Origin of the sequence: Herbaspirillum sp. C7C8 (genome assembly GCF_022627875.1) — a bacterium.
Classification (GTDB): Bacteria; Pseudomonadota; Gammaproteobacteria; order Burkholderiales; family Burkholderiaceae_D; genus Herbaspirillum.
On the sequence record NZ_JABXGG010000006.1, the window covers coordinates 105,809 to 130,590 of the forward strand.

Consider the following 24,782-nt stretch of genomic DNA (forward strand, 5'->3'; position numbering starts at 1 on the left):
TTGCCAGTCACCAACACTGTACTGGCACCGTATGGATTCCGTTTGAAACCTTCCGCGCCCCGATATTAGGATAAAAAAGATGACCGACGCCACACCCGGCAAACCAGAAGCCAGTCCATCCCAGCCAGACTCCTCCTCTCCCGGTAACGACAAGAACAGCGCTCCCAAGAAACGCATGAGCCCGCGTGCCCGTTTCATCCTGCGTACGCTGGGTTTGCTGGTGCTGGTCATCGTAGCGGCCTGGGTGCTGTACTACCAGTTCCGTGGCAAGTATCTCGAAAGCACCAATGATGCCTTCGTCCAGGCCGACAGCGTGACGGTCTCCTCCAAGGTCACCGGTTATGTCGACCAGGTGCTGGTGGCCGACAACCAGATCGTCAAGGCCGGCCAGGCACTGGTACGCATCGATGCCCGTGATTATTCCGCGCAGGCGGCTCAGGCCAAGGCCCAGATCGATGCCGCCGCCGCCAGCGAGGAAGCTGCCAAGGCGCAACTGGCCGAGCAGCAGGCCGCCATCGCCCAGGCCAAGGCACAGCTGGCCTCGGCGGACGAGGATGCCCGCTTCGCCAGCGCCGAAGTGGAACGCTACACGCCCCTGGCCGCCTCCGGCGCCGAGACCCGCGAACGCCTGACCAGCCTGCGCAACCAGCAGGCTCAGGCGCGCAGCACCGTGGCGGCGCGCCGTGCGGCGCTGGATGCGGCCCAGCTGCGGGTGCGCTCGCTGCAGGCGCAGGTGCGCCAGGCCCAGGCCCAGGGCGAAACCGCCCGTGCGCAGTATGACGCCGCCAGCGTCAACCTCGGCTATACCGAGATCCGCGCCAGCGTGGATGGCCGCATCGGCGACAAGCAGGTGCGGGTCGGCCAGTTCGTCTCGCCGGGGACGCGCATGATGACCGTGGTGCCGACACACTTCTACGTCTCGGCCAACTTCAAGGAGACTCAGATCGGCATCATGCGCATCGGCCAGCCCGCCATCATCAAGGTCGATGCCTTGCCGGGCGTGGAGTTCCACGGTCATGTGGACAGCCTCTCGCCGGGCACCGGTGCGCAGTTCTCGCTGCTGCCGCCGCAGAACGCCACGGGCAACTTCACCAAGATCGTCCAGCGCGTGCCGGTGCGCATTGCCATCGATGCCACCCCGGAAGAAACCCGCGCCTTCGTGGCCGGCCTGTCGGTGACGGTGGAGGTCAACACCATCGCCGCCAAGGATGAACTGCGCGATCTGCGCGAACGCAACAGCGAGATCAACGCCACCCGCAAGGAGCCGCAGTGAGCAGCGCCGCGTCGCCAGGGCAGGGCGTCCAGGGAGAGAAGGCCGATGCCGCTGCCTGGCTGGCAGTAGCCGCCGGTACGCTGGGCGCGCTCATGGCCACGCTGGACATCTCCATCGTCAATTCCTCGCTGCCCACCATCCAGGGCGAGATTGGTGCTTCCGGCACCGAAGGTACCTGGATCGCCACCGCCTATCTGGTGGCCGAGATCGTCATCATCCCCATGTCGGCCTGGCTGGAGCGGCTGCTGGGGCTGCGCGTGCTGCTGCTGACGGCAGCCGGCCTGTTCACGATGTTCTCGGTGCTGTGCGGTCTCTCGACCACGCTGCCGATGATGATCGTGGGGCGGGTCGGGCAGGGCTTCACGGGCGGCGCGCTCATTCCGACCGCCATGACCATCATCGCCACCCGGCTGCCGCGCGCGCAGCAGCCGGTGGGCAATGCCCTGTTCGGCGCTACTGCCATTCTCGGGCCGGTGCTGGGGCCGGTGATGGGAGGCTGGCTCACCGAGAACGTCAGCTGGCACTACGCCTTCTTCATCAACCTGCCGGTGGGCGCGGCCCTCATCACCTTGCTGCTGGTGGCGATCCCCTATGAGCGTCCCAAGTTCGAGCAGTTCGGCCAGGCTGACTGGTTCGGCATTGCCGGGCTGGCGCTGGGGCTGGGCGGGCTGACGGTGGTGCTCGAAGAGGGCGAGCGCGAGCAGTGGTTTTCCTCGCCCGACATCCGCTGGCTGGCCGCCACTTCCGTGCTGGGTTTCATCTTGCTGGCCATCGGCCAGGTGCGCTCGCGCCATCCGGTGATCCAACTGCGGCTCTTGCGTGACCGCCAGTTCGGCTCGGTGGTGATGATGGCCATGATCGTGGGCGTGGCGCTGTATGGCACGGCCTATGTGATCCCGCAGTTCCTCTCCGGCATCGCCGGCTACAACTCCTTGCAGTCGGGCTGGATCGTGCTGCTCTCGGGCGTACCGATGATCCTGATGATGCCCTTCACGCCCTTGCTGATGCGGCTGGTGGACATCCGCATCGCCGTCGGCACGGGCTTCCTGCTGCTGGCGACCTCGGCCTTCATCGAGACCGACCTCAGCCCGCTCTCCTACGGCGGCTCCTTCGTGGCCTCGCAGCTCATGCGCGGGGTGGGCACCGTGCTGGCGATGCTGTTCCTGAACCAGGCGGCGATCCGCTCGGTGCCCCCCTCGCAGGCCGGCGATGCCTCCGGACTCTACAGCGCCGCGCGCAATCTTGGCGGCTCGCTGGCGCTGGCTGCCATCGCCGTGATCCAGGACCAGCGCCTGTGGCTGCACAGCCGCCGCCTGGAGGAAAGCCTCAACGCCAATTCCGACCTGGTGCAATCCACCATCGCTGCGCAAGGCCATCTGCTGGGCGGCCAGGACGTGGCCATCCGGCTCATGGGCAGCACCATCCAGGCCCAGGCGCTGACCATGACCTATGCCGACCTGTTCTGGCTGCTGGGCGTGGCCATCCTGTGCGTGACACCGCTGGTGCTGTTCCTGCGTCCCTTGCCGACCCATGCCGCACCGGTGGCTTCTCATTGATGAACAACATGGACAAGACCTCTTCTTCCTTCCCGGCCACGCGCCTCATCGCCCTGGCCGCGGCAGCTCTGCTGGCCGGCTGCGCCCTCGGTCCGGACTATGCCGGCCCGCCCGAGGCCGCCCCGCAAGCCGCACACACCAGGCAGTTCGTGCGCGGCGGCGACACCGTGACGGCCACCGCGCCAATCAACCAGTGGTGGCAAGCCCTGGGTGATGCCGAGCTCACCAGCCTCATCGAACGCGCCTTGCAGGCCAACCCGAATCTTGGCGTGGCACGCGCCCGCCTGCAGCAGTCGCGCGCCGGGCTGGCGCTGGAGCAGGCCAACGCCGCGCCCAGCGTGGGCGCCTCGGCGCTGGCGGCGCACGCACGCCTGCCACCGGCCAATCTGGCGGCGCTGACCGGCGGTTCCAGCTCCGGCAATGGCTCGGCCACCAGCGCCAATCTCTACAGCGTGGGCTTCGATGCCAGCTGGGAGATCGATCTCTTCGGTGCACACCGCCGCGCCGTCCAGGCAGCCACGGCGACGGCGGACGCCGCGCAAGCCTCGCTGGCCGATGTACAGGTCAGCCTGGCCGCCGAAGTGGGCAACGCCTATATCAGCCTGCGCGACCGCCAGCAGCGCCTGACGCTGGGCCGGCAAGCGGTGCAGGCGCAGGAGCAGATGCTGCAGCTGACCGATCAGCGGGTCCAGCGCGGCACCGCCTCGTCGCTGGATCAGTTGCGTGTGCAGAACCAGCTCGATGCCAGCCGCGCCGACCTGGTCCCCCTGCAGGCCGAGCGCGATGCCTACCTCAACCAGCTGGCCACGCTGCTGGGGCAGGAGCCCGGCACGCTCGATGCGGAACTGGCCGCGACCGCACCGGTGCCGCTGCCACCGCAGCAGGTCGCCGTCGGCGATCCGGTGTCGTTGCTGCGTCGCCGGCCCGACGTGCGTGCGGCCGAGCGCACGCTGGCCGCCGATACCGCCAGGATCGGCCAGGCCGAAGCGGCACGCTATCCCAGCCTCAAGCTCTTTGGTGTCATCGGACTGGGCGGCACGCATCCATCGGACCTGACGCGCCTGGATGATTTCGCTGCCATCGGCGCCCCCATGCTGAGCTGGAATTTCCTCGACTTTGGCCGCGCCAGGGCGCGCGTCACGCAAGCCGAGCGGGTGCGTGACGAAGCCGAGATGAAGTACCGCCAGGCCGTGCTGGAAGCGCTGCGCGATGCCGAGGATGCGCTCTCGCGCATGCGCTATGGTCGCATCAGCGTGGCCACCCTCGCACGGACCAAGGTCTCCGCCGACCGTGCGCTGGCGCTGGCGCGGCAACGCTATCAAGCCGGTACCGGCACGCTCATCGAGGTGCTCGATACCACCCGCCAGCAACTCACTGCGCAACAGAACCTGTTGCAGGCCGAGGCCAATCTCACGCGCAGCTTCGTGGGCATCCAGAAGGCGCTGGGACTGGGCTGGTCCGACCAGCCAGGCTGAATCCGCCCGAGCGCACCCCCACGCCGGCAGCGCCTCGATGCGCTGCCGGTTTTTTTGCGCCATTGCGACAGAAGATTCATCTTCCGGGTGGGTGAGCTTACGAAAAATAATTCACATATTCTTTACGGAAGCTGCACCAAAAGACAGTGTCCAGAATCGCCCAGTGCTCCGACAATACGCGACATAACAAGCGGTGAGCAGCGTCCCTCCGGGGATGAAAAAAAACGAGGACGGGGCATCCGGCATGGTGGTTTGCCCTGATCGATTCCGCAGCGTCGAGGTGGGCAAACAGATGAGCAATCGTGAGAACCTGAGCAAGCATGGCGCGCCGCATGTTGCGGCGATCTTCCTTTCCTATTGGCGCAATGCCCTCATGCTGCTGGTGCTGGGCCTGATGCTGGGCCTGGCCGCCAGGGCCCAGCACCGGGTCAGCGGCCATAGCCACAGCCTGGCGTCCACGGCCGGCATCGTCAATCTGGCGGCGGGCCTGGGCCTGGTTCCGGGGACCTTTGATCCCGGCCTGCAGCTCGGTACTTCGCGTCGGCAAGACACATACTTCGGCACCGCTGGTGTGGCTGATCTGGATCTGTCCCTGCCGGGCCAGCCTGGTCAACGTTCGTTGTCAGGCGTGCTCACGCAGCTGCATTCCGGCGGGCGTGCGCTGCCGCCACGCAGTCACCATCCGGCCAGTCGCTTCGAGCTCCTTGCCGAGCGCGACGGCCCGGCCGCCCTGACCGAGGCCGTGCCCGGAACGCCGCGTCCGCCCTGGCCATTCAAGGCCAGCGTGAGCTATCGGATCCGCGCCAACTGGCGTTTCTGAAGCAGGTTGCGGTCAGCGCGGCTGAGCTGGCTTGCGCTTCTTTTTTTGTCTTTTCCTTCCTCTGATCACGCCCTGGCGTGATGCCAAAAACAGCACATTGTCTGCGTGCAAACAGCACCAAAAGACAATGTGCAGAACCTGGTCGGCCCCCGACAATGCGCCCCTACAAAAAGCCGGTATCAGCCGGCATCCGGGGCGACGACACGCAGCGCGGGGGCGGGCAAGCATTCCCGATCTCCTGGCCAATTCCACACGATCGACCTAGGAAGGGAAGATGAAGAAGAACAAGAAGTCGCTACATCAAGTCGCGCCGATGCCACCGGCCGTCTTCAAGAAAAAAGCCTTGTATGCTGCCGTATTGCTGACCCTGGGCCCGGCCCTGAGCGTGCCGGCGATGGCGCAGAGCTATGTCAACTATGACGGCAGCACCAGCACCGATGCGGCAGCGGCCGTGGCCAGCTGGGCCGACAACAAGGAGTTCAAGACCAACTGGGGCCTGGGCGCCATGAATGCCCAATATGCCTATGCGGCGGGCTACACCGGCCTGGGCATCAAGCTGGGCTCGGTCGATTCGGGGCTCTTGCTGACCCATGCCGAATTCGTCGGCCGCAACGCCACGCCGCTGGCCGTCGTGGGGACCTATGCCAACGATGGATCGCAATACCAGGACGGCACTCAGCCCTGGAAGGCTGGTGACGCCTTCAGCACCACCGGTGCCCTGAGCTCCCTCAACGACAAGCACGGCAGCCATGTCTCCGGCACCATCGCAGCATCCAAGAATGGCGCCGGTTTCCTGGGCGTGGCGTTCGACAGCGACTACTACATCACCAATACCAACGGCACCGACAGTTCGGTCTATGGCGTGAACATGGACTACAACTACTTCAAGGCGGCCTACGGCAATCTCGCCAGCGCGGGTGTGCGCGTGATCAACAGCAGCTGGGGCAGCCCCGATTCACGCGATGATTTCGGCAGCATCGGCGGCGTGGCGGCCTCCTACCAGCGCCTGCAGGGCGGCGGCAAGAAGAGCTGGCTGGATGCGGCCGCCGACGTGGCGCAAGAGTCCAATGCGCTCATGGTCTGGGCCGCCGGCAATACCGGCAAGGCCAACGTCAACATCCGCTCGGCGTTGCCGTATTTCAGGCCGGAGCTGGAGCAGAACTGGATCGCGGTAGCCGCGGTCAATGCCAGTTCGGCGCTGCCCAGTTTTTCCAACCAGTGCGGTCTGGCCAGGTACTGGTGCGTATCCGCACCGGGCTCGACTATTCCCAGCCTGAACATCACCTCCGATACCTCCCTGGTCAACGCCTCCGGCACCTCCATGGCGGCCCCCCACGTGACGGGCGCGCTGGGCCTGCTGATGCAGCGTTATCCGGAGCTGGACAACCAGGCCATTCGCACCATTCTGCTGACTACGGCCAAGCATCTCGGCGATGGTCCGGCCGATGCTCCCAACGCCATGTTTGGCTGGGGCTTGCCGGATCTGAACAAGGCTCTCTACGGCCCCGGCCAGTTGCTGGGCGTCTTCAATGCCAGGATCGGTGCAGGCAAGGCCGATACCTGGAGCAACGACATTTCCGAAGCCGCGCTGATCCAGCGCAAGAGCGAAGAGAAGGCGCAACTGGCCGCCTGGGAGGCTTTGTCTCCCTCCACATTGCAAGCGACGCTCGACAGTGCCACTGCGGTCGTCACGGCGAAGGTCGACAGTGACTACGATGCGGCCCTGGCGCTGGTGCAGACGCGGGCCCGACTCAACGCCGCCTATCAGGCCAGCAAGAGCAAGGCCGACAATACCGCCTTCCAGAACGCCGACAAGGCCGTGACCGCCAACACGCTGGCGGCCGCCATTCTGAAGCAGTCCGGCAGCGGGCCTTTGCTGAGCAAGGAGCAATTGCTGACCTACATGCTCTCCACCGATGCCAATACCGTCGCGGCCAACCTGGCCCTGGGCAACTACAACGGCCAGACCGCCTACCTCGACGCCGTGCGCAAGAAGACCGATGCCGACTACGTGGGTAGCCTGGTCAAGACCGGCGAGGGCAGCCTGACCCTGTCGGGCAACAACACTTATTCGGGCGGAACCCGCCTGGAAGGCGGCACGCTGGGCGTGGCCTCATCCACCGCGCTGGGCAGCGGCGCGCTGGTCATGGGCGATGGCACCACCCTGCGCGCCGCCGCTGACAGTCTGACCCTGGCCAATGCGGTGCGCATCAGCGGTACGGGCAATATCGATACTCAGGCTTTCACCTTCACGCTCAACAACGGCATTGCCGATGGCAGCGCGCCGGGCAGCCTGGTCAAGCAGGGCGAGGGGACGCTGCGCGTGCTCGGTACGGTGAGCTACAGCGGCAATACGACGATCGCGGCCGGCACGCTGAGCGTGCCAGGCTACGTCCAGACGGCGGGACAGACCCTGACGATAGGCGTGGCCAGCGCCACCCAATACGGCAAGCTGGTGGTGACCGATGCGGCCAGCTTCGCCTCGGGCGCCGCGATGGCGGTCGATGTGGCCAAGGCTGCGACGCTGAACAACGGTCAGAAGCTGGCTGGCGTGGTCACGGCCGGCAGCCTCAGCGCCCCGCGCCTGAACGTTTCGGACAATTCGCTGCTGTTCGACTTTCACCCCGTGGTGACGAGCAACGCCGTGGACCTCGATATCGTCAGTGCGGTGAGTATCGACAAGCTGGTCCATGACACGCTCGCGCCGGCCGCTACGCCGGCAAGCACATCTGAATCCGGTACACCGGCGGCGAGCGCAGCTGTGACCAGTACACCTGCCTCCGCTACTCCTGTCACCAACACATCGGCCACCACCACACCTGCCGCAAGTGTAGCGGCGGAGAGCACGCCAGTGTCCAATACACCAGCCGCAAGTACACCGGTAGACAGTGCGCCTGCTACCAGTACACCTGCCGCGAGCACACCGGTAACGAGTGCGCCTGCTACCAGTACGCCTGCCACGAGCACACCGGTAACGAGCGCGCCTGCTACCAGTACGCCTGCCACGAGCACACCGGTAATGAGCGCGCCTGCTACCAGTACACCTGCCGCGAGCACACCGGTAACGAGTGCGCCTGCTACCAGTACGCCTGCCGTGAGTACACCGGTAACGAGCGCGCCTGCTACCAGTACACCTGCCGCGAGCACACCGGTAACGAGTGCGCCTGCTTCCAGTACACCTGCCGCGAGCACACCGGCAACGAGCGCGCCTGCTTCCAGTGCAGTTGCTCCGAACATGCCGGTGGTCAGTGCACCGGCATCCGGCACCTCCACCGCGAGCGTGCCTGCAGCGGCGGCCGTAGTGGTACCGCCAGCACCGGCAGCACCGCCAGCACCCGCAGTCAAAGTAGCCCCGGCAGTGCGTACTCCGATGGCAGTCGCTGCCGCCACTGCTGCGGCTGCGGTGGCGCCGGTGCTGGACCGTCAGATCCAGCGTCCCTCCAGCGCCGATATGGCGCAGGTCGTCACTGCACTGGGACGTCTGCCCGACGCCACCAGCGTTCTGCGCGCCGCCGCTCAGACCCTGCCCAGCAACATCAGCGACAACGCCATCCGTGGCACCCTGGCTTCGCTCAATCGCGTCATTGCCACGCGCATTGATGCGGGTAATGCTGGCGGCGGTATGGGCGGTGCGGGGCGCGGCGTGGGCTATGGCGAGGCCGGTGGCGATCGCCAGGTCTGGCTCATGCCTTTCGAATCGCGTTCGAACCAGGGGGATCGCAATGGCGACTCCGGTTTCAGCGCCAGCACCCGGGGCATGGCCGCGGGCACCGAGGTGGAGCTGGGCAGCGGGCGCATTGGATTTTCTTACGCCTATGCCAGCACCAGTGCCAGCGGCAACACCGCCATCACCGGTACCGGCAGCCGCAGCCGTATCGAATCCAACATGGTGGCCGTCTATGGCAGCGTCCCGCTGGGTGAGCTGGCGCTGTCGTGGCAGGCCGACGCCGGCTGGAACAGCAACCGCCTGGCACGTGAGCTGCGCTTCGGCGGGTTGAACCGCGTGGCCAGCAGCCGCTACGACAGCTGGAGTGCGCACGTGGGCGCAAACGTATCGCATACGCTGCCCTTGGGTGAAGCATTGAGCGTAGTACCGGCCTTGCAGCTTGATTACACCCGTCTGCAAAGTCCGTCCTACGCCGAGAGCGGGGCAGGCGATCTGAGCCTGGCGGTGCAGGGCAAGCGCAGCCAGGCCTTGTTGCTGGGTGTGGGTACGCGCTTGAACTATGCGCTCACGACGGCTTCGCAGATCAGCGCCCATGTCGGTGCCAGCTACGATGTCATCAACGCGCGCGACGAACTGGTGGCCACTTATGCCGGGACGCCGGGCCAAGCCTTCAGCGCACCCGGTGCGGCACGTTCTGCATGGTTGTTCAAGGCGGGGATCAGCTATCGCCACCAGTTGAGCACCGCCACCGATATCTCGCTGCGCCTGGATGCGGAAGGTCGCAGCGGTTTCATCAACCAGTCCGCAGCGCTCAAGGCCAGCTGGCGCTTCTGATCTGCACGCGGCCGCCCTCAGCAGCCTGGCTGAGGGCGGCTTCTCGCTCTCCTTCCATTCTCGCGCAAGGCATCAAGGCGCATGGTGCTGCATCCTGGCTAGCACCAAAAGACAATGTCCAGAAAGGCAGTGCCCCTCGACAATGCCTCCCTACAAAAACCGGTTCAACCGGTACGCAGGGAGGGATAACAACAAGGGCGGGGGATGGGTCTAGCTTCCCGATGGCCTCGCCCAAGATCGAGGAAGGTAAGATGATGAATCAAAAGAAGCAGCACAATCGTGCCTGCATCATGCCGCCTGCCGCTCTGCGTAAGCACCGTCTCTATGCTGCCATATTGCTGACCCTGGGCCCGGCCTTGAGTGTGCCGGTGGGCGCGCAGACGGCGTTGCTCGCGGATGTGAAACTGGCAGTACCAGCGGTGTCGGAGTCGCCGGCAGAGACAGCAGTACAGGAGTCGCCAGTGAACTCTCCAGCACCTGCATCGTCAGCGACACAGGAATCGCCAACGGCACAGGGGGCAGCAGCATCGGCTGCGTTGACCGCACCCGCATCGTCGGCGGCACCGGAATCAGCAGTAGCACAGGGAGCACCAGCATCAGCCGCATCGGCCGCACCTGCAACGTCGGCGACACAGGAATCACCAGCGGCACAGGGGGCAGCAGCATCGGCTGCGTCGACCGCACCTGCATCGTCGGCGGCACCGGAATCAGCTGTAGCTCAGGGAGCCCCAGCATCAGCCGCATCGGCCGCACCTGCATCGTCAGTGATGCCGAAGCCGCCAGCAGCACAGGGAGCACAGGCAGCACCAGCATCAGCTGAATCGGCCGCACCGGCGTCGTCAGCGGCTCCGGAATCAGCAGTAGCACAGGGAGGACCAGCATCGGCTGCGTCGACCGCGCCTGCATCGTCGGCAGCACCAGCATCAGCTGCATCGGCCGCACCGGCGTCGTCAGCGACACAGGAATCACCGGCGGCACAGGGTGCGTCAGCCGCATCGACCGCACCTGCATCGTCAGTGACGCCGACACCACCAGCAGCACAGGGAGCGCAGGCAGCACCAGCATCAGCTGCATCGGCCGCACCGGCGTCGTCAGCGACACAGGAATCACCGGCGGCACAGGGAGCGTCAGCGGCATCGGCCGCACCTGCATCGTCAGTGATGCCGAAACCACCAGCAGCGCAGGGAGCACAGGCAGCGCCAGCATCAGCTGCATCGGCCGCACCGGCGTCGTCAGCGACACAGGAATCTCCGGCGGCACAGGGTGCGTCAGCGGCATCGGCCGCACCTGCATCGTCAGTGATGCCGAAGCCACCAGCAGCACAGGCAGCGCCAGCAGCACAGCGAGTACCGGTTGCACCAGCAGCTCCGGCAGCTCCGGCAGCACAGGCAGCACAGGCAGCACAGGGAGCACAGGGAGCACCAGCAGCGCCCGCCGTCCGCCCATCACCCATCACCCTCGCCGCCGCTGCAGCAGCGCCGGTTGCGCCGGTGCTGGGCCAGCAGATCCTGCGTCCGTCCAGTGGCGATATGGCACAGGTTGCCACAGCGCTCGGTCGGCTGCCTGACGCTGGCAGCGTGCGCCGCGCCGCCAGCCAGACCTTGCCCAGCAATGTCGGTACGAGCGCCATCCGGGGCAGCATGACGTCCCTCAATCGCGTCATCGCTACCCGCAACGAGGCCGGCAATGTCGGTGGTGCTGGTCTGGGCAGCGGGCTGTCTTCGGGCGAGGCGGCTCGCGATCGTCAGGTCTGGCTCATGCCCTTCGAGTCGCGCACCAACCAGGATGACCGCAACGGTGAACCCGGTTTCAGCGCCAGTACCTGGGGTATGGCCACCGGCGCCGAAATGGAACTGGAGCGCGGACGCGTCGGCCTGTCTTACGCCTACGCCAGCACCCGGGCCAGCGGCAACACCGCCATCACCGGTGCCGGCAGCCGCAGTCGTACCGAGTCCAATATGTTGGCCCTCTACGGCAACGTCCCGCTGGGCGAACTGGCACTGACCTGGCAGGCTGATCTGGGTCGCAACGGCAATCGTCTGTCGCGCGAGATGCGCTTCGGTGGTCTCAACCGCATCGCCACCAGCCACTATCACAGCTGGCATGCGCATTTGGGCGCAAACGTATCATTCACGCTGCCCTTGAGTGAAGCAATGAGTCTGGCACCTGCCCTGCAGATCGACTATACGCGGCTGCAAAGCCCGTCCTACGCCGAGAGCGGGGCAGGGGCGCTGAACCTGTCGGTACAGGGCAAGCGCAGCGAAGCACTCTTGCTCGGTACCAGTGCACGACTGAACTACACCCTGACGTCATCGTCGCAGATCAGCAGCTACCTCGGGGTCAGCTACGATGTCATCAACGGTCGTGACGATCTGGTGGCCACCTACGCGGGGGCACCCGGCCAGGCCTTCACCACGCCCGGCCCCGCGCACTCCCCCTGGCTGTTGAAGGGCGGCGTGAGCTATCGCTTCAAGCTGCCGAAGTCGGCAGAGATCTCTCTGCGCATCGATGCCGAAGGGCGCAGCGGTTTCATCAACAAGTCTGCAGCAGTCAAGGCAGGCTGGCGTTTCTGATGATTCATGCACTGATACGCTGAAACCCTGACACTTTGAAACCCGCCAAGCCGGCCGCACTTGTAGCGGCCGCTTGGCGTTTGCAGGACTCGTTGTGCCGCCGGCGGAACCGGGCCGGGTACTGATCCGCATGGGCCGGCAGCGTCCGTTTGTTCGGCATGACATCAAACGGGCTGGGCTGGGCTGGAAGCCCGCGACAAGCGCTCACAAATCCTTGCTCAGTTCAGCCACCAGATAATCGAGGAAGATCTCCACGCTGCGCGGCAAGGTCCGTCCTGCCAGTGTCTGCACTTCCACGAAGCGGCCGTCGTTAGGGCAATCGCGGATCGGTCGCATGGTCAGCTCGCCGCGCTCGATGCGGTAACGCACGGTGACGTCGCCGGTGATGGAGAGCGCATCGTTGTCCAGCACATAGTTGTGCAGCGACTGGATATAGTTGCTGGTCATGACCGGTTCGATCACCACCTGCTGACGGCTGCAGGCGATGTCGAACAACTGGCGCAGCGTCGTGGTCGGGTCGGGCAGAGCCAGGGGATAGGGTTTGAGCTGGCCCAGCGAGACCTGGCGGAAACGCGCCAGCGGATGCTCGTTGCGCATCACCAGAGCAATCGGGCCGGGCTGGCGGTGCACCACCTTGATTTCCGGTTCCGGCAGACGTGCGAAGGTCAGCCCGATATCGGCATTGCCCTCGCGGACCTGGCGCGACACCACCGCCGGCGCCCCCACGAACAGCTGGAACACGAAGCCCGGATAGTGCTGCTGGAAGGCGTTGATCAGCCGCGGCAGGAAATCGATCGCAAAACCCTCCGAGGCCGACAGCCGCACGCGTCCACTGCGCAAGCCTTTCAAGGCCTGCAAGTCGGCGACCACGCGGTCGGCTTCCAGCGCCATCTTGCGCGCGTGCGCAGCCAACATCTCGCCGCCCGCCGACAGCACCATCCCGCGCGGACGCCGCTCAAACAAAATCGTGTCCAGCGTTTCCTCAAGACTGCTGATCTGGCGGCTGATGGCCGAGCTGGCCACGTTCAGACGCTGCGATGCTTCGCTGATGGAACCGCATCGCACCACTTCCAGGAAGTAGCGCAAGGCAGTGTCTTGCAGTTGCTGTGATTTCATCCCGAGATTCCTTCCAGTCTGACCAGATCTGACCAGGGCCATGGCCCCGGCAAATAATTTCCCGCTTTATTTGGTGCGTGCTTCACGCCTTTGGTGCAGCACCGCCAGTATCCCGGCGCACCGCGATGCTGCACCTGCTCCACGCCCCGCGACCCAGCAGGGATGCGACTTTTGCCAGGGTGGTCACATTGTGGTGCAGCATTTTTGCGTTCTGGTATCGGCAACGCAGGCTTAGAAATTTGATGATTGTGGCATCGATAAATCCTAGCCTAGTATGCCCCTCGATGTCGCGGTTTTTCTTGAACCCATTTCATCAACAGGCAGGCTCGCCTATTGATGAAATGGGTTCCAATTTGTCTTATTCGAACGAAGGGGCAGGAATGAACGCACTACACACATCTCTCTTGGCTTGGTCGCGCTGCGCGGTACTGGTGGCGGGGGCGCTGGGCGCTTCGGTTGCGCATGCCAACAAGGCCAATGACACTCTGGTCTATGCCTCCGACAGTGAAGTCGAGAACATCAGCCAGTATCACAACAACCTGCGCGAAGGCGTGATCCTGGCGCACCTGATCTGGGATACGCTGATCTATCGCGATCCCAAGACCAACGAGTACAAGCCGCAACTGGCGACCTCCTGGAAATGGGAATCGCCCACCGCGCTGGTGCTGGACCTGCGCCAGGGCGTGCAATTCCAGAACGGCGACAAGTTCAGCGCCGACGATGTGGTGTTCACCTTCAACTATGTGGTTTCGCCCGAATCCAAGGCGGTCACGCGGCAGAATACCGACTGGATCAAGAGCGTCGACAAGCTCGGCGACTATCAGGTCCGCATCAACCTGAAGGGGCCTTTCCCCGCCGCGCTCGAATACCTGGCCGGTCCGCTGCCGATCTATCCGGCGGCCTACTTCAAGAAGGTCGGGCTGGAAGGTTTCTCCAAGGCGCCCATCGGCACCGGTCCCTACAAGGTCACCAGCGTCACGCCAGGGCAGGGCGTGACCCTGGTCAAGAACCCCAACTACTTCAAGGACAGCCCGCAGGGCCAGCCTTCGATCGGCAACATCAAGTTCGTGGTCATTCCCGATCCGGAAACCCGCGCCGCGCAACTGATGACCGGTGCCATCGACTGGATCTGGCGGGTACCGCCCGACCAGGCCGATGCGCTCAAGACCAACCCCAAGCTGACCGTGCAAAGCGGCGAGACCATGCGCGTCGGTTTCATCACCTTGGATACCACCGGCACCTCGGCGCCCAATTCACCCTTCAAGGATCTGCGCGTGCGCCAGGCGGTCAATTACGCCATCAACCGCAAGGGCTATGCCGACAACCTGATGCGTGGCGGCAGCCAGCCGGTCTACACCGCCTGCTTCCGTACCCAGTTCGGCTGTGACAGCAATGCCGTCATCAAGTACGACTACAACCCGGCCAAGGCCAAGGAACTGCTGGCAGCAGCCGGCTATCCGAACGGCTTTGATACCGACATCTATGCCTATCGCGAGCGCGAAATCGCCGAAGCCATCATCGGCGACCTGCGCAAGGTCGGCATCCGCGCCCGCCTGCATTACATGAAGTTCGCCGCCCTGCAGACCGAATACCGCAGCGGCAAGACCCCCATGAGCTTCTATTCCTGGGGCTCGTTCTCGATGAACGATACCTCGGCTTTTGCCGGTGTCTACTTCAAGGGGGGCGCCGATGACATCACCAAGGATCCGCAACTGCAGCAGTTCCTTCAGGTTGCCGATACCTCGATCGATCCGGCGGTGCGCAAGGCCAATTACAGCAAGGCCCTGGAGCTGATCTCAAAACAGGCGTATGTGGCGCCGATGTTTTCCTACTCGACCTTCTATGCCTTCAATTCGCAGCTGAAGTTCCAGGGTTATCCGGACGAGTTGCCGCGTTTCTACGAAGCTTCCTGGAAGTAAGCCCGGTGGCGCACGCTCTGCGTGCGCCGTTCCTGACATCGTCCGCCCAGTCTCCGCAAGGAAGGACCGCCATGTTGATCTACCTCCTGCGCCGCCTGGCCATCGCCTTGTGCGTGGCCCTGACGGTGTCCGTCGTCAGCTTCACGCTGCTGCATCTTTCGGGTGACCTGGCGGTCTCCATCGCCGGGCCGGAAGCCACCGCCGCCCAGGTCGAGTCGGTGCGCACCCAGTTCGGTCTGGACCGTCCGCTGACCACGCAATACTTCGACTGGCTGGGACGTGCCGTGCAGCTCGATTTCGGCAAGTCCTTCTACTTCCAGGGGCCGGTGATGGAAATGATTTCCGAACGCCTGCCCATCACCTTCAAGCTCGGTGGCAGCGCCTTGCTGCTGGCCATCCTGACCGCCATTCCGCTAGGGGTGCTGGCCGCGCTCTATCGGGATACCTGGCTGGATCGCGCCGCGCTGCTCATCGCCGTGGTTGGCCAGGCCATGCCCAGTTTCTGGTTCGGGCTGACCTTGATCCTGATCTTCGCCGTGACCCTGCACTGGCTGCCGGTGGCCGGCAACGACAGCTGGCAGCACTTCGTCCTGCCCGCCGTGGCCCTGGGCTATTACGCCATGCCGGCCATGATGCGGCTCACGCGTTCGGGCATGCTCGAAGTGCTGGGATCGGACTACATCCGCACGGCGCGCGCCAAGGGACTCTCCCGGGCGCGGGTGGTGTTCAAGCATGCACTGCGCAACGCCGTCATTCCGGTGGTGGCGCTGGCGGCCGTGGAGCTGGGCTTCATGCTGGGCGGCTCGGTGGTCATCGAATCGGTCTACTCGATGCAGGGCCTGGGACAGCTGGCGTGGGATGCCATCTCGCGCAACGACTATCCGGTGGTGCAGGCGGTCGTGCTGATCATCGCCATGTTCTACATCGGGCTGACCTTCCTGGCCGATGTCATCAATGCGCTGCTGGACCCGCGCATCCGTACCCGCTGATCCTGCCAGGAGACCCCATGAGCGCAACCACCTCCTCTACCTTGCCCGCCACCCCCATGCTCACGACCGCCTTGCCGCCCTTGCCCGCCTGGCGCCGCAAGCTGCGCCGCCTGCTGGGCCATCGCGGCCTCATGCTGGGCGCACTGGTGCTGGCGCTGATCGTGCTGGCGGCAATCTTTGCGCCGTTGCTGGCGCCGCACGATCCCTTCGACCAGGACGTCACCGCGCGCCTGATCCCGCCGGTGTGGCAGGCCCAGGGCAGTTGGGAACACATCCTCGGCACCGACAAGCTGGGCCGCGACTATCTCTCGCGCCTGATCTTCGGTGCGCGCGTGTCACTGACCATCGGCATTGCCGCGGCCCTGATCTCGGGGCTGATCGGCACGACGCTGGGCGTGCTGGCAGGCTACTTCGGCGGACGCACCGATGCCGTCATCAGCTATCTCATCACCACGCGGCTGGCCATGCCGGTGGTGCTGGTGGCATTGGCCATGGCCTCGCTGGTGGGCGGTTCCCTCAAGGTGGTGATCGTGCTGCTGGGGCTGCTGCTGTGGGATCGTTTCGCGGTGGTGACGCGCTCGGCCACACAGCAGTTGCGCGACGCCGAATTCATCGCGGCAGCCAAGGCCATCGGTGCCTCCACACCCTACATCCTGGTGCGCGAGATCCTGCCCAACATCATGGGGGCGCTCATCGTGGTCGCCACCCTCGAAATGGCCCACGCCATCCTGCTGGAGGCCACGCTGTCCTTCCTGGGACTGGGCGTGCAGCCGCCCACGCCCTCGTGGGGCCTGATGGTGGCCGAGGGCAAGACCTACATGTTCTTCAAGCCCTGGGTGATCGTCATTCCAGGTGTGGCGCTGGCGCTGCTGGTGCTGGCAATCAATCTGGTCGGCGATGGCCTGCGCGATGTCAACGCACCCGATGGCCGCAACTGATCCGTCACGCAAGGAGAACCCCATGAGTGTATTGCTGGACGTGAAGAACCTGAAGGTGGACCTGCCCACCGAGAACGGCATGCTGCATGCCGTGCGCGGCATCGATTTCCAGGTCAGCCGTGGCGAGATGCTGTGCCTGGTCGGCGAGTCCGGCTGCGGCAAGTCCATGACCTCGCTGGCCCTGATGGGTCTGCTGCCGCGCAAGGCGCAATGCAGCGCCGACCACATCCTCTTCGATGGTGCCGACCTCAATGGCATGAGCGAACGGCAGCGCATGCAGTTGCGCGGCAAGCGCATGGCGATGATCTTCCAGGAGCCGATGACCTCGCTCAATCCCGCCTATACGCTGGGCAACCAGCTGTGCGAGGCGATGTTGCAGCAGCCCGGCGTGACGCGCGCCGAGGCGCGCGAGCGGGCACTCTACCTGCTGCACCGGACCGGCATCGGCAACGCCGAAGACCGCCTGCGCCAGTATCCGCACCAGCTCTCGGGCGGCCTGCGCCAGCGCGTGATGATCGCCATGTCGCTCATGTGCAGTCCCGACCTCATCATCGCCGACGAACCCACCACCGCACTGGACGTGACCATCCAGGCGCAGATCCTGCGCATGATCCGCGAGCTGCAGCAGGAGTTCGGCACCGCCGTCATCTTCATCACGCATGACCTCGGCGTGGTCTCGCGCATCGCCGACCGGGTTGCGGTGATGTATGCGGGGCAGGTGGTGGAGACCAGCGGTGTGGCGCAACTCTTTGCACAGCCGCGCCATCCCTACACGCGCGGCTTGCTCAACTGCATTCCGGTGCGCGGCAAGACCTTGCCGGGCAGCCGGCTGCAAGCCATTCCCGGGGTGGTGCCCAGCCTGGTCGGGCAGGTCAGCGGCTGTGCCTTCCGCAATCGCTGCACCCTGGCCGACAGCGGCTGCGAACAGGACCCGCCGATGGTGCAGCAGGGCAGTCCCGGTTTGTCGCATGAGGCGCGCTGCTTCAAGCTCGATGTGCCGGTGTCGGCACTGGAGGTGGCGGCATGAGTGCCTCTCTGAATCCCCAGCCGCCGCTGGACGATATCGCGCTCGAATTGTGCGCGCTGACCAAGGTGTATCCGCTCAAGCGCGGCTTGTTCCAGGCACCGGGTCAACTGAAGGCGGTCGATGATGTTTCGCTGCGTCTGTATCGTGGCGAAACCCTCGGTCTCGTCGGCGAATCCGGCTGCGGCAAGAGCACCCTGGCCAAGATGCTGCTGGGCCTGCTGGCACCGACCTCGGGCAATGTGCTCATCAACGGCCAGGAAGTCGATCCGACCGAGCGCCGCCAGCATGCGCGGCATATCCAGCCGATCTTCCAGGACCCGTATTCCTCGCTCAATCCGCGCAAGACCGTGGGCGAGATCGTCGGCCTGCCGCTCAAGCTGCACGGCATCGGCAGCGCCGCCGAGCGCAGCCGCCAGGTCAGGCAGATCCTCGATCTGGTCGGCATGCCCGAACGCACGCACACGCAGTATCCCAACCAGCTCTCCGGCGGTCAGCGCCAGCGGGTGGCGATTGCGCGGGCACTGATCCTGCGGCCCGACATCCTCATCTGCGATGAACCGACCTCGGCGCTGGATGTGTCGGTGCAGGCGCAGATTCTCAACCTGCTGCTGGACCTCAAGGCCGAATTCGGCCTGACCTATCTCTTCATCAGCCACGACCTCGGTGTGGTGGAGCATCTGGTGGACCGGGTCGCCGTGATGAACAAGGGCAGCATCGTGGAATTGGCCTCACGTGAACAACTCTTCAGCGATCCCCAGCATCCCTATACCCGCATGCTGCTGGCCTCGGCGCTCACGCCCGATCCGGGCCTGGGCATTCCGGCCCTGGCGGCAGCCGCTTGAGAACATGAACGAATCTGAAAAAAACCAAGGAGCAGCAGCATGAGCAGAGCACAAGCCATTGCCGGCGTACAGGCTTATTTCGACGACGGCCGTTTCATGGAAACCCTGAAGCGCCGCGTAGCCATCCGTACCGAAAGCCAGGAAGCGGCCAGCCTGCCCATCCTCTACGACTATCTGCAGCAGGAGATCATGCCTTCTCTGCAGACACTGGGCTTTGTCTGCGAGGTGATCGACAATCCGCTGCCTGGCGGCAGCCCCTTCCTGATCGCCGAGCGCGTCGAGGAGGGGGCGGCTTTCACCTTGCTCACCTACGGCCACGGCGATGTGGTGCGCGGCTATGACAATCAGTGGCGTGCCGGTCTCTCGCCCTGGGAGATCGTGGTCGAAGGCGAGCGCTGGTACGGGCGCGGCATCGCCGACAACAAGGCCCAGCACACCATCAACCTGGCGGCGCTGGAAGAAGTCATGAAGGTGCGCGGCGGGCAGTTGGGCTACAACGTCAAGCTGATCCTGGAGATGGGCGAGGAGACCGGTTCGCCCGGTCTCAACGAAGTCTGCCGCCAGCATGCGCAACGCCTGAAGGCCGATCTCTTCATCGCCTCCGATGGTCCGCGGGTGAATGCGCCTACCCCGACCATGTTCCTGGGTTCGCGCGGTGGCTGCAATTTCGACCTGACCTGCCATCTGCGTGATGGTGGCCACCACTCGGGCAACTGGGGCGGCCTGCTGCGCAACCCCGGCGTGCGCCTGGCCAATGCGATTGCCTGCCTGGTCGACGAGCGCGGCGCCATCCGCGTCCCCGCGCTGCTGCCGGAGGCGCTGCCGCAGAGCGTGCGCAAGGCGCTGGCCAGCGTCAAGGTGGGCGGCGGTCCGACCGATCCCGAGATCGATCCCGACTGGGGCGAGCCCGACCTGACCCCGGCCGAACGTGTCTTCGGCTGGAACACGCTGGAGGTGCTGGCCTTCAAGACCGGCAATCCGGAAGCCCCGGTCAATGCCATTCCCGGACGCGCCACTGCGCATTGCCAGATTCGCTTCGTGGTCGGCAGCGATGATGCGCATTTCATCGAACACATCCGCGCGCATCTGGATGAACATGGTTATGACGATGTGCAGGTGGCGCTGTCGGGCGTGCAGTTCGCCGCCACCCGGCTCGATCCGGACGATGAATGGGTACGCTGGGGCCTGGCCTCGCTGCAGGAGAGCACCGGCAAGACGCCCACGCTGCTGCCCAACCTGGGCGGCTCGCTGCCCAATGACGTCTTCTCCGAAACCCTGGGCCTGCCCACGCTGTGGGTGCCGCACTCCTATCCGGCCTGCTCACAGCATGCGCCCAACGAGCATATACTGGCCAGCGTGTCGCGCGAGTCGCTGCAACTGATGGCGGGCCTGTTCTGGGACCTGGCCGAGCAGGGCCGCGAAGTGCTGGCACGACGCACATCCCCCACGGAGAAACGATGAGTCACCCCCACGAGCAGGACCTCTGCGAGGTCGCCGACCTGCATGACATCCACGAGGAAATCACCGGCATCCGCCGCCACCTGCACCAGCATCCCGAACTGTCCTTCGAGGAAGTCGATACCGCTGCCCTGGTGGCGGCGCGCCTGCAGGAATGGGGCTACGCGGTCACCCGCCATATCGGCGGCAATGGCCTGGTCGCCACGCTGCGGGCCGGCAGCAGTGCGCGCAGCATCGGCCTGCGCGCCGACATGGATGCCTTGCCCATCCACGAGGAAACCGGCCTGGCCTGGTCCAGCGTCAAGCCCGGTGCCATGCACGCCTGCGGCCACGATGGCCATACGGCGATGTTGCTGGGCGCGGCCAAGCACCTGGCGCGCACGCGCCGTTTCGACGGCACGCTGCACCTGATCTTCCAGCCGGCCGAGGAAGCCGGTTTTGACAGCGGGGCGCAGAAGATGCTGGCCGATGGTCTCTTCGAGCGCTTCCCCTGCGATGCCGTCTTCGGCATCCACAATCACCCGGGGGTAGAGGCGGGGACCTTCATGTTCAGGAGCGGCCCCTTCATGGCGGCCTGCGATACCGTCAAGATCCGCATCGTCGGTCGCGGCAGCCATGCGGCGCGACCGCACCTGTCGGTCGATCCGGTGGTGGCCGCCGCCAGCCTGGTGATGGCCTTGCAGACGGTGGTCTCGCGCAATGTCGATCCCATGGAGACCGCAGTGGTGACGGTGGGCAGCCTGCATGCGGGCAAGGCGTCCAACGTGATTCCGGAATTCGCCACGCTTGAGTTGAGCGTGCGCTCCTTCAAGCCCGAGGTACGCGCGTTGCTGGAAGAGCGCATCCGCGCGCTGGTGGCCCTGCATGCCGAAAGCTATGGTGCCGGTGCCGAGATCGAGTATCTGCGCGGCTATCCGGTGCTGGTCAACAGCGAGGCCGAGACCGAGTTTGCCCGCGGCGTGGCCGAGGAACTGGTGGGTGCCGACAAGGTGATCGCCCCCTTCGGTCCGATTGCCGGCAGCGAAGACTTCGCCTACTTCCTGCAGCAGCGGCCCGGCTGCTTCTTGCGCGTGGGCAACGGGCAGGGACGGCCGATGCTGCACAATGCAGGCTACGATTTCAATGATGCCAATATCCCGGTAGGAGCGGCTTTCTGGACCCGGCTGGTGGAGCGCTGGCTGCCCGTCAAGGCCGGCTGAGAGGGGGCGTCGGGCGGCTTATGCGTCAACAGCATAAGCGCATGACGAATGCTTCGTTTTCAGCAGGAGCATGGCCCGGTACATTGGGGGTGTCTCCTCAGACGTCCTTGGACTTGGACAATTCGAGTCTGAACCCGCCGCGCGCAAGCCTGGCGGGTTTTTTTTCAGGCTGTTTCCCTGCAGCACGCGGGCTTGAAATTCACGTAACTTTCACGGCGCATGGCAGAGCTTGATGCGCCACAAAGCCCGAGCCCAGGCTGCTGTCGAGCTGGCAAGTGGCGTTGCGGGCTCAGGAATTCCCCGATGTTCGCAGTCAAGCGGGGCCACTACCATGGGAACCAATGAAACACGGTCTGTGCTCCGGACTCCCGACATCACGGTGGGGTCGTGACTGGCACGCAAGACCTTGCCGAAGTATCTTGCCATTGGAGCCAGCCATGTCCTTCGTTACCGAACCCGTACCGGGTGAAATCACCCTCATGTTCATCAGCTATCTGGTCTTCTGTACCGTCCTGATGTACCTCTTCGTCAAGACCGACAAGGAATGGGGCCGGCTGGAAGTGTCGCTGGACGACGTCGACCAGCGCGACCAGCAGGTGATGGCCTCGGCGTTGCGCTACGTGACGGTGGATGCGGAAGACCGTTCGCTGTTCAACAACGGCCTGACCCGCCCGTCACTGCAGCATTGCGCACAGTATCACGATGTCGATTGCACCTGTTTCATGCAGGAGCCGAAGAAGCAGGATTGAATGCCCGGGGTGAGGGATGGTGGGGGAAGTGAAGTAGTGGGGTGGGGAAGTGAAGTCGTGCCGCTGCAGGGACTAGGGGTAGTTCTTCCGGCATCGCAGTAGCAGTAGCAGTAGCAGCAGAGTTTGAGCAGCAAAGATCTCTTGAGGGTGGAACGGCAAGTCGTGAAACCGCTTTTGTTCCAAAGCGCGTCACGCATCGGGACTGCGCAGTCCGGCATTCCCGTGAAGCGGCTTAGCGGCTTGCCCGTTCTTTTCCATGAGAAAATAGCGCCCATGCAAAGCTCACATTCCTCCGCGCAGAATTTGCGCCCATTGATTCCCCTGGCCGATTATCAACGTATCTTCCGCGTCATCCATTCCGTGCTGCACAGCGTGGAAGCCGATATCCCGGCCGCCAGTTTTTTCTTTTCCGTCACTGCCGCCCAGATCCTCAAGAAGTTCTACAAGCGCAACGCCTTCCCCGTGGCCGGCGCTGCCTTCTACCTGATTCGTGAAGACGGCGGTGGTGCGCTGTCCTTCGGCACCCTGGGCGAAGACGGCCAGAGCGTGGCCAGCCATCAGGACGCCTTCCATGCCTGGGTGCAATGCGACGGCTATGTGCTGGACTTCATGGCGCCGCTGTTCCAGGAATTGCTGGTCTCGGCCGGCCATCCGCTGCCGGTGCCGCGCCAGATGTTCCAGAAGGACTTGCAGCGCATGAGCGCGGGCGTGCAGGCGCTGGTCCGGCCGGGGGATTTCTTCCTGGCCTCCAATCTCGAACTCACGCGTGAACTGCTGCAGCAGTTCATGGCCAAGAAGGCCCTCACCAATCTCTCGCAACTGTGCCTGGAATGGTTCCGCAAGCCGCCCAAGGCGATGCCGGACGACCTGGCCCTGCAAGGCAGTGATGGCGAAGTCTCGCGCATCAAGTTGCAAGCCACCGCCATTGATGGGGTCTGGTAAGACCGTTCAGCCAGTTCTTGAGGGAAATGTCATGGAGGCGGACGCCTCCGAAAGGAGGGTGTGCTGGACAGATGTCCAACACACCATGCGGTCATACATATCGGTTGCATGTACCGCACTAAGCTTCGCACTATAGTTCGTCGTTATGACGGCTTCGTGACATTTCCGTTTTCCGTTTTTCTTCTCTTCGTCCTTTTTCTTCATCTCCCTGTGCACTGTCATGGGGAGGTCATACGCGGCCACTAGACTTGCGCCTGTCTCCTCTGACTCCGTGCAGATGTTGTTGCCTGCGATGCGAGCGCATCGCAGGTTTTTTTCTTCGGATCAGCCAGTTTCTCCTTGCTTCATGCTTCACGCCCAGGCCGGACAGTGGCGTCGTAACCCGGCAGGTCGCACACGTGATGGAAGTCGCGGTCCTCCCTTCCCGGCAAGTGCATGCTTGCCGGTGCGCGGCGCGGGGTGCGTCCCTCCCTTCCGGGCAGGCTCCATGACTGGAGTCTGCCCATCGCTTTTCCTCCGTTCCGTCCTCCCTTGCACGGCGCTTGCCCATCGGCTGCTCTGGTGATGAATTCCCTTTGCAATCAATTACTTGGATGGCTTACCCAGCGCTTTTCCACAGGCTTGCCACCAGAATATGTGGATATCCGGGCCAGGCCGGCATGATCCCGGGCCCTGCCTGCGTCTTGTTACTTCACATAAAATCGTTGGGAATCAATGACTTGAGTGGCTTGTCCAGGCCTTTTCCACAGGCTTGCCACCAAAAAATGTGGATATCGCCGCGCTCGGCCAGTCTGGGCGCGGCTTTGCGGCGGAGCGCCCGGCCCGCCAACAAAGTGCACGACTTTGCATCTGAGCGTGAATTTCCTTTGTAATCAAAGGCTTGTCTGGCTTTTCAAGTGCTTGTCCACAGGCTTGCTCCCAAAAAGTGTGGATATCCTGCCGAAATGTTCCGTGGCCCGTGTCCGAAGGGGGGAGGTGCCAGGTTTTGGGGCTGCTTGCCTCACTCTGTTGCGATATTGAAAAGTTGTTTCAAATCAATGGCTTGATGGGCTTGTCAAGGGCTTCTCCACAAGCTTGCCACCAGAAAATGTGGATATCGTCGCCGCTCCTGAGGCGGCGTTCCCGGACGTCTGCCTGCCCTCTTTTTGCCGCGCCTTGCTGCGGCAGCGGAAAGTCCTTTGCAATCAATGCCTTGTCCGACTTGCCCAGTGCTTCTCCACAGGCTTGCACCCAAAAAATGTGGATATCCGGGCAAGTTGCCAGACGCGATGCAGAGACGAGCCTCATCGCCGTCGGCCTGCCCCAACTCTGCGCGTTGCCGAAGCGGAGTCGAAAAATGTAGAAGAATCAAGGGTTTGGGTGGCTTGTCAAAGCCTTGTCCACAAGCTTGCCCCCGTAAAATGTG

General features: G+C 64.2%; 18 protein-coding genes. 15 read left to right on the forward strand and 3 right to left on the reverse strand.

The genetic code is table 11. The annotated features are described in order from the left end of the window. The first annotated feature begins 79 nt into the window (after positions 1-79). The 5 genes from HWE01_RS09755 to HWE01_RS09775 all read left to right on the forward strand — a co-directional run bounded on the left by HWE01_RS09755 (position 80) and on the right by HWE01_RS09775 (position 9,625). Positions 80-1,273, forward strand: a complete 1,194-nt coding sequence (locus tag HWE01_RS09755) for an HlyD family secretion protein (protein ID WP_175343622.1) — start codon at positions 80-82, stop codon at positions 1,271-1,273. After that, positions 1,270-2,829, forward strand: a complete 1,560-nt coding sequence (locus HWE01_RS09760) for an MDR family MFS transporter (RefSeq protein ID WP_241821700.1) — start codon at positions 1,270-1,272, stop codon at positions 2,827-2,829. The genes HWE01_RS09755 and HWE01_RS09760 overlap by 4 nt, the downstream gene beginning before the upstream one ends. Further along, positions 2,829-4,304, forward strand: coding sequence for an efflux transporter outer membrane subunit (locus HWE01_RS09765; RefSeq protein ID WP_241821702.1), 1,476 nt, complete (start codon positions 2,829-2,831; stop codon positions 4,302-4,304). Before HWE01_RS09760 ends, HWE01_RS09765 begins: the two co-directional genes overlap by 1 nt. Positions 4,305-4,596: 292 nt before the next feature. Next, complete coding sequence (locus HWE01_RS09770; protein ID WP_241821703.1) at positions 4,597-5,124, forward strand: hypothetical protein; 528 nt, start codon at positions 4,597-4,599, stop codon at positions 5,122-5,124. A 274-nt stretch (positions 5,125-5,398) separates the two neighbouring features. Continuing rightward, the gene (locus HWE01_RS09775; RefSeq protein WP_241821704.1) at positions 5,399-9,625 is read left to right on the forward strand and encodes a S8 family serine peptidase; all 4,227 of its coding nucleotides are present in this window, start codon (positions 5,399-5,401) and stop codon (positions 9,623-9,625) included. A 288-nt stretch (positions 9,626-9,913) separates the two neighbouring features. Here the strand turns inward: HWE01_RS09775 and HWE01_RS09780 are convergent, their stop codons facing one another. Continuing rightward, on the reverse strand, positions 9,914-11,029 hold the full coding sequence (locus tag HWE01_RS09780; protein WP_241821705.1) for a hypothetical protein: 1,116 nt from the start codon (positions 11,027-11,029) through the stop codon (positions 9,914-9,916). A 125-nt stretch (positions 11,030-11,154) separates the two neighbouring features. Here HWE01_RS09780 and HWE01_RS09785 point away from each other — a divergent pair, with 125 nt between their 5' ends. Beyond that, positions 11,155-12,198, forward strand: coding sequence for an autotransporter outer membrane beta-barrel domain-containing protein (locus HWE01_RS09785; protein ID WP_237713554.1), 1,044 nt, complete (start codon positions 11,155-11,157; stop codon positions 12,196-12,198). A gap of 204 nt (positions 12,199-12,402) precedes the next feature. Here the strand turns inward: HWE01_RS09785 and HWE01_RS09790 are convergent, their stop codons facing one another. After that, positions 12,403-13,314 (reverse strand): LysR family transcriptional regulator, encoded by a 912-nt coding sequence (locus HWE01_RS09790; protein ID WP_175343628.1) that lies wholly within the window; start codon positions 13,312-13,314, stop codon positions 12,403-12,405. A gap of 380 nt (positions 13,315-13,694) precedes the next feature. Between HWE01_RS09790 and HWE01_RS09795 the strand changes: the two genes are divergently transcribed. From HWE01_RS09795 to HWE01_RS09835, 9 genes are all read left to right on the forward strand, one after another. Beyond that, positions 13,695-15,233 (forward strand): ABC transporter substrate-binding protein, encoded by a 1,539-nt coding sequence (locus tag HWE01_RS09795; RefSeq protein ID WP_241821706.1) that lies wholly within the window; start codon positions 13,695-13,697, stop codon positions 15,231-15,233. A gap of 71 nt (positions 15,234-15,304) precedes the next feature. After that, positions 15,305-16,222 carry an ABC transporter permease gene (locus HWE01_RS09800; protein ID WP_008330456.1) on the forward strand — a complete coding sequence of 306 codons (918 nt, stop codon included), beginning with the start codon at positions 15,305-15,307 and terminating at the stop codon, positions 16,220-16,222. A 17-nt stretch (positions 16,223-16,239) separates the two neighbouring features. After that, positions 16,240-17,160, forward strand: a complete 921-nt coding sequence (locus tag HWE01_RS09805; RefSeq protein ID WP_175343630.1) for an ABC transporter permease — start codon at positions 16,240-16,242, stop codon at positions 17,158-17,160. A 22-nt stretch (positions 17,161-17,182) separates the two neighbouring features. After that, positions 17,183-18,187: an ABC transporter ATP-binding protein gene (locus HWE01_RS09810; RefSeq protein ID WP_008330451.1), complete on the forward strand. Its 1,005-nt coding sequence runs from the start codon at positions 17,183-17,185 to the stop codon at positions 18,185-18,187. Beyond that, the gene (locus HWE01_RS09815) at positions 18,184-19,029 is read left to right on the forward strand and encodes an ATP-binding cassette domain-containing protein (protein ID WP_008330445.1); all 846 of its coding nucleotides are present in this window, start codon (positions 18,184-18,186) and stop codon (positions 19,027-19,029) included. Before HWE01_RS09810 ends, HWE01_RS09815 begins: the two co-directional genes overlap by 4 nt. A gap of 39 nt (positions 19,030-19,068) precedes the next feature. Further along, on the forward strand, positions 19,069-20,490 hold the full coding sequence (locus HWE01_RS09820; protein ID WP_008330437.1) for a M20 family metallopeptidase: 1,422 nt from the start codon (positions 19,069-19,071) through the stop codon (positions 20,488-20,490). Continuing rightward, a complete protein-coding gene (locus HWE01_RS09825; RefSeq protein WP_241821707.1) occupies positions 20,487-21,686 on the forward strand; it encodes a M20 aminoacylase family protein in 1,200 nt (399 codons plus the stop codon). Before HWE01_RS09820 ends, HWE01_RS09825 begins: the two co-directional genes overlap by 4 nt. A gap of 437 nt (positions 21,687-22,123) precedes the next feature. Continuing rightward, positions 22,124-22,435: a hypothetical protein gene (locus tag HWE01_RS09830; RefSeq protein WP_008330434.1), complete on the forward strand. Its 312-nt coding sequence runs from the start codon at positions 22,124-22,126 to the stop codon at positions 22,433-22,435. Between the two features lie 273 nt (positions 22,436-22,708). Beyond that, positions 22,709-23,377, forward strand: coding sequence for a DUF2026 family protein (locus tag HWE01_RS09835; RefSeq protein ID WP_034350488.1), 669 nt, complete (start codon positions 22,709-22,711; stop codon positions 23,375-23,377). A 1,029-nt stretch (positions 23,378-24,406) separates the two neighbouring features. Here HWE01_RS09835 and HWE01_RS09840 read toward each other — a convergent pair. Continuing rightward, positions 24,407-24,664 carry a hypothetical protein gene (locus tag HWE01_RS09840; RefSeq protein ID WP_241821708.1) on the reverse strand — a complete coding sequence of 86 codons (258 nt, stop codon included), beginning with the start codon at positions 24,662-24,664 and terminating at the stop codon, positions 24,407-24,409. Positions 24,665-24,782: the final 118 nt, after the last annotated feature.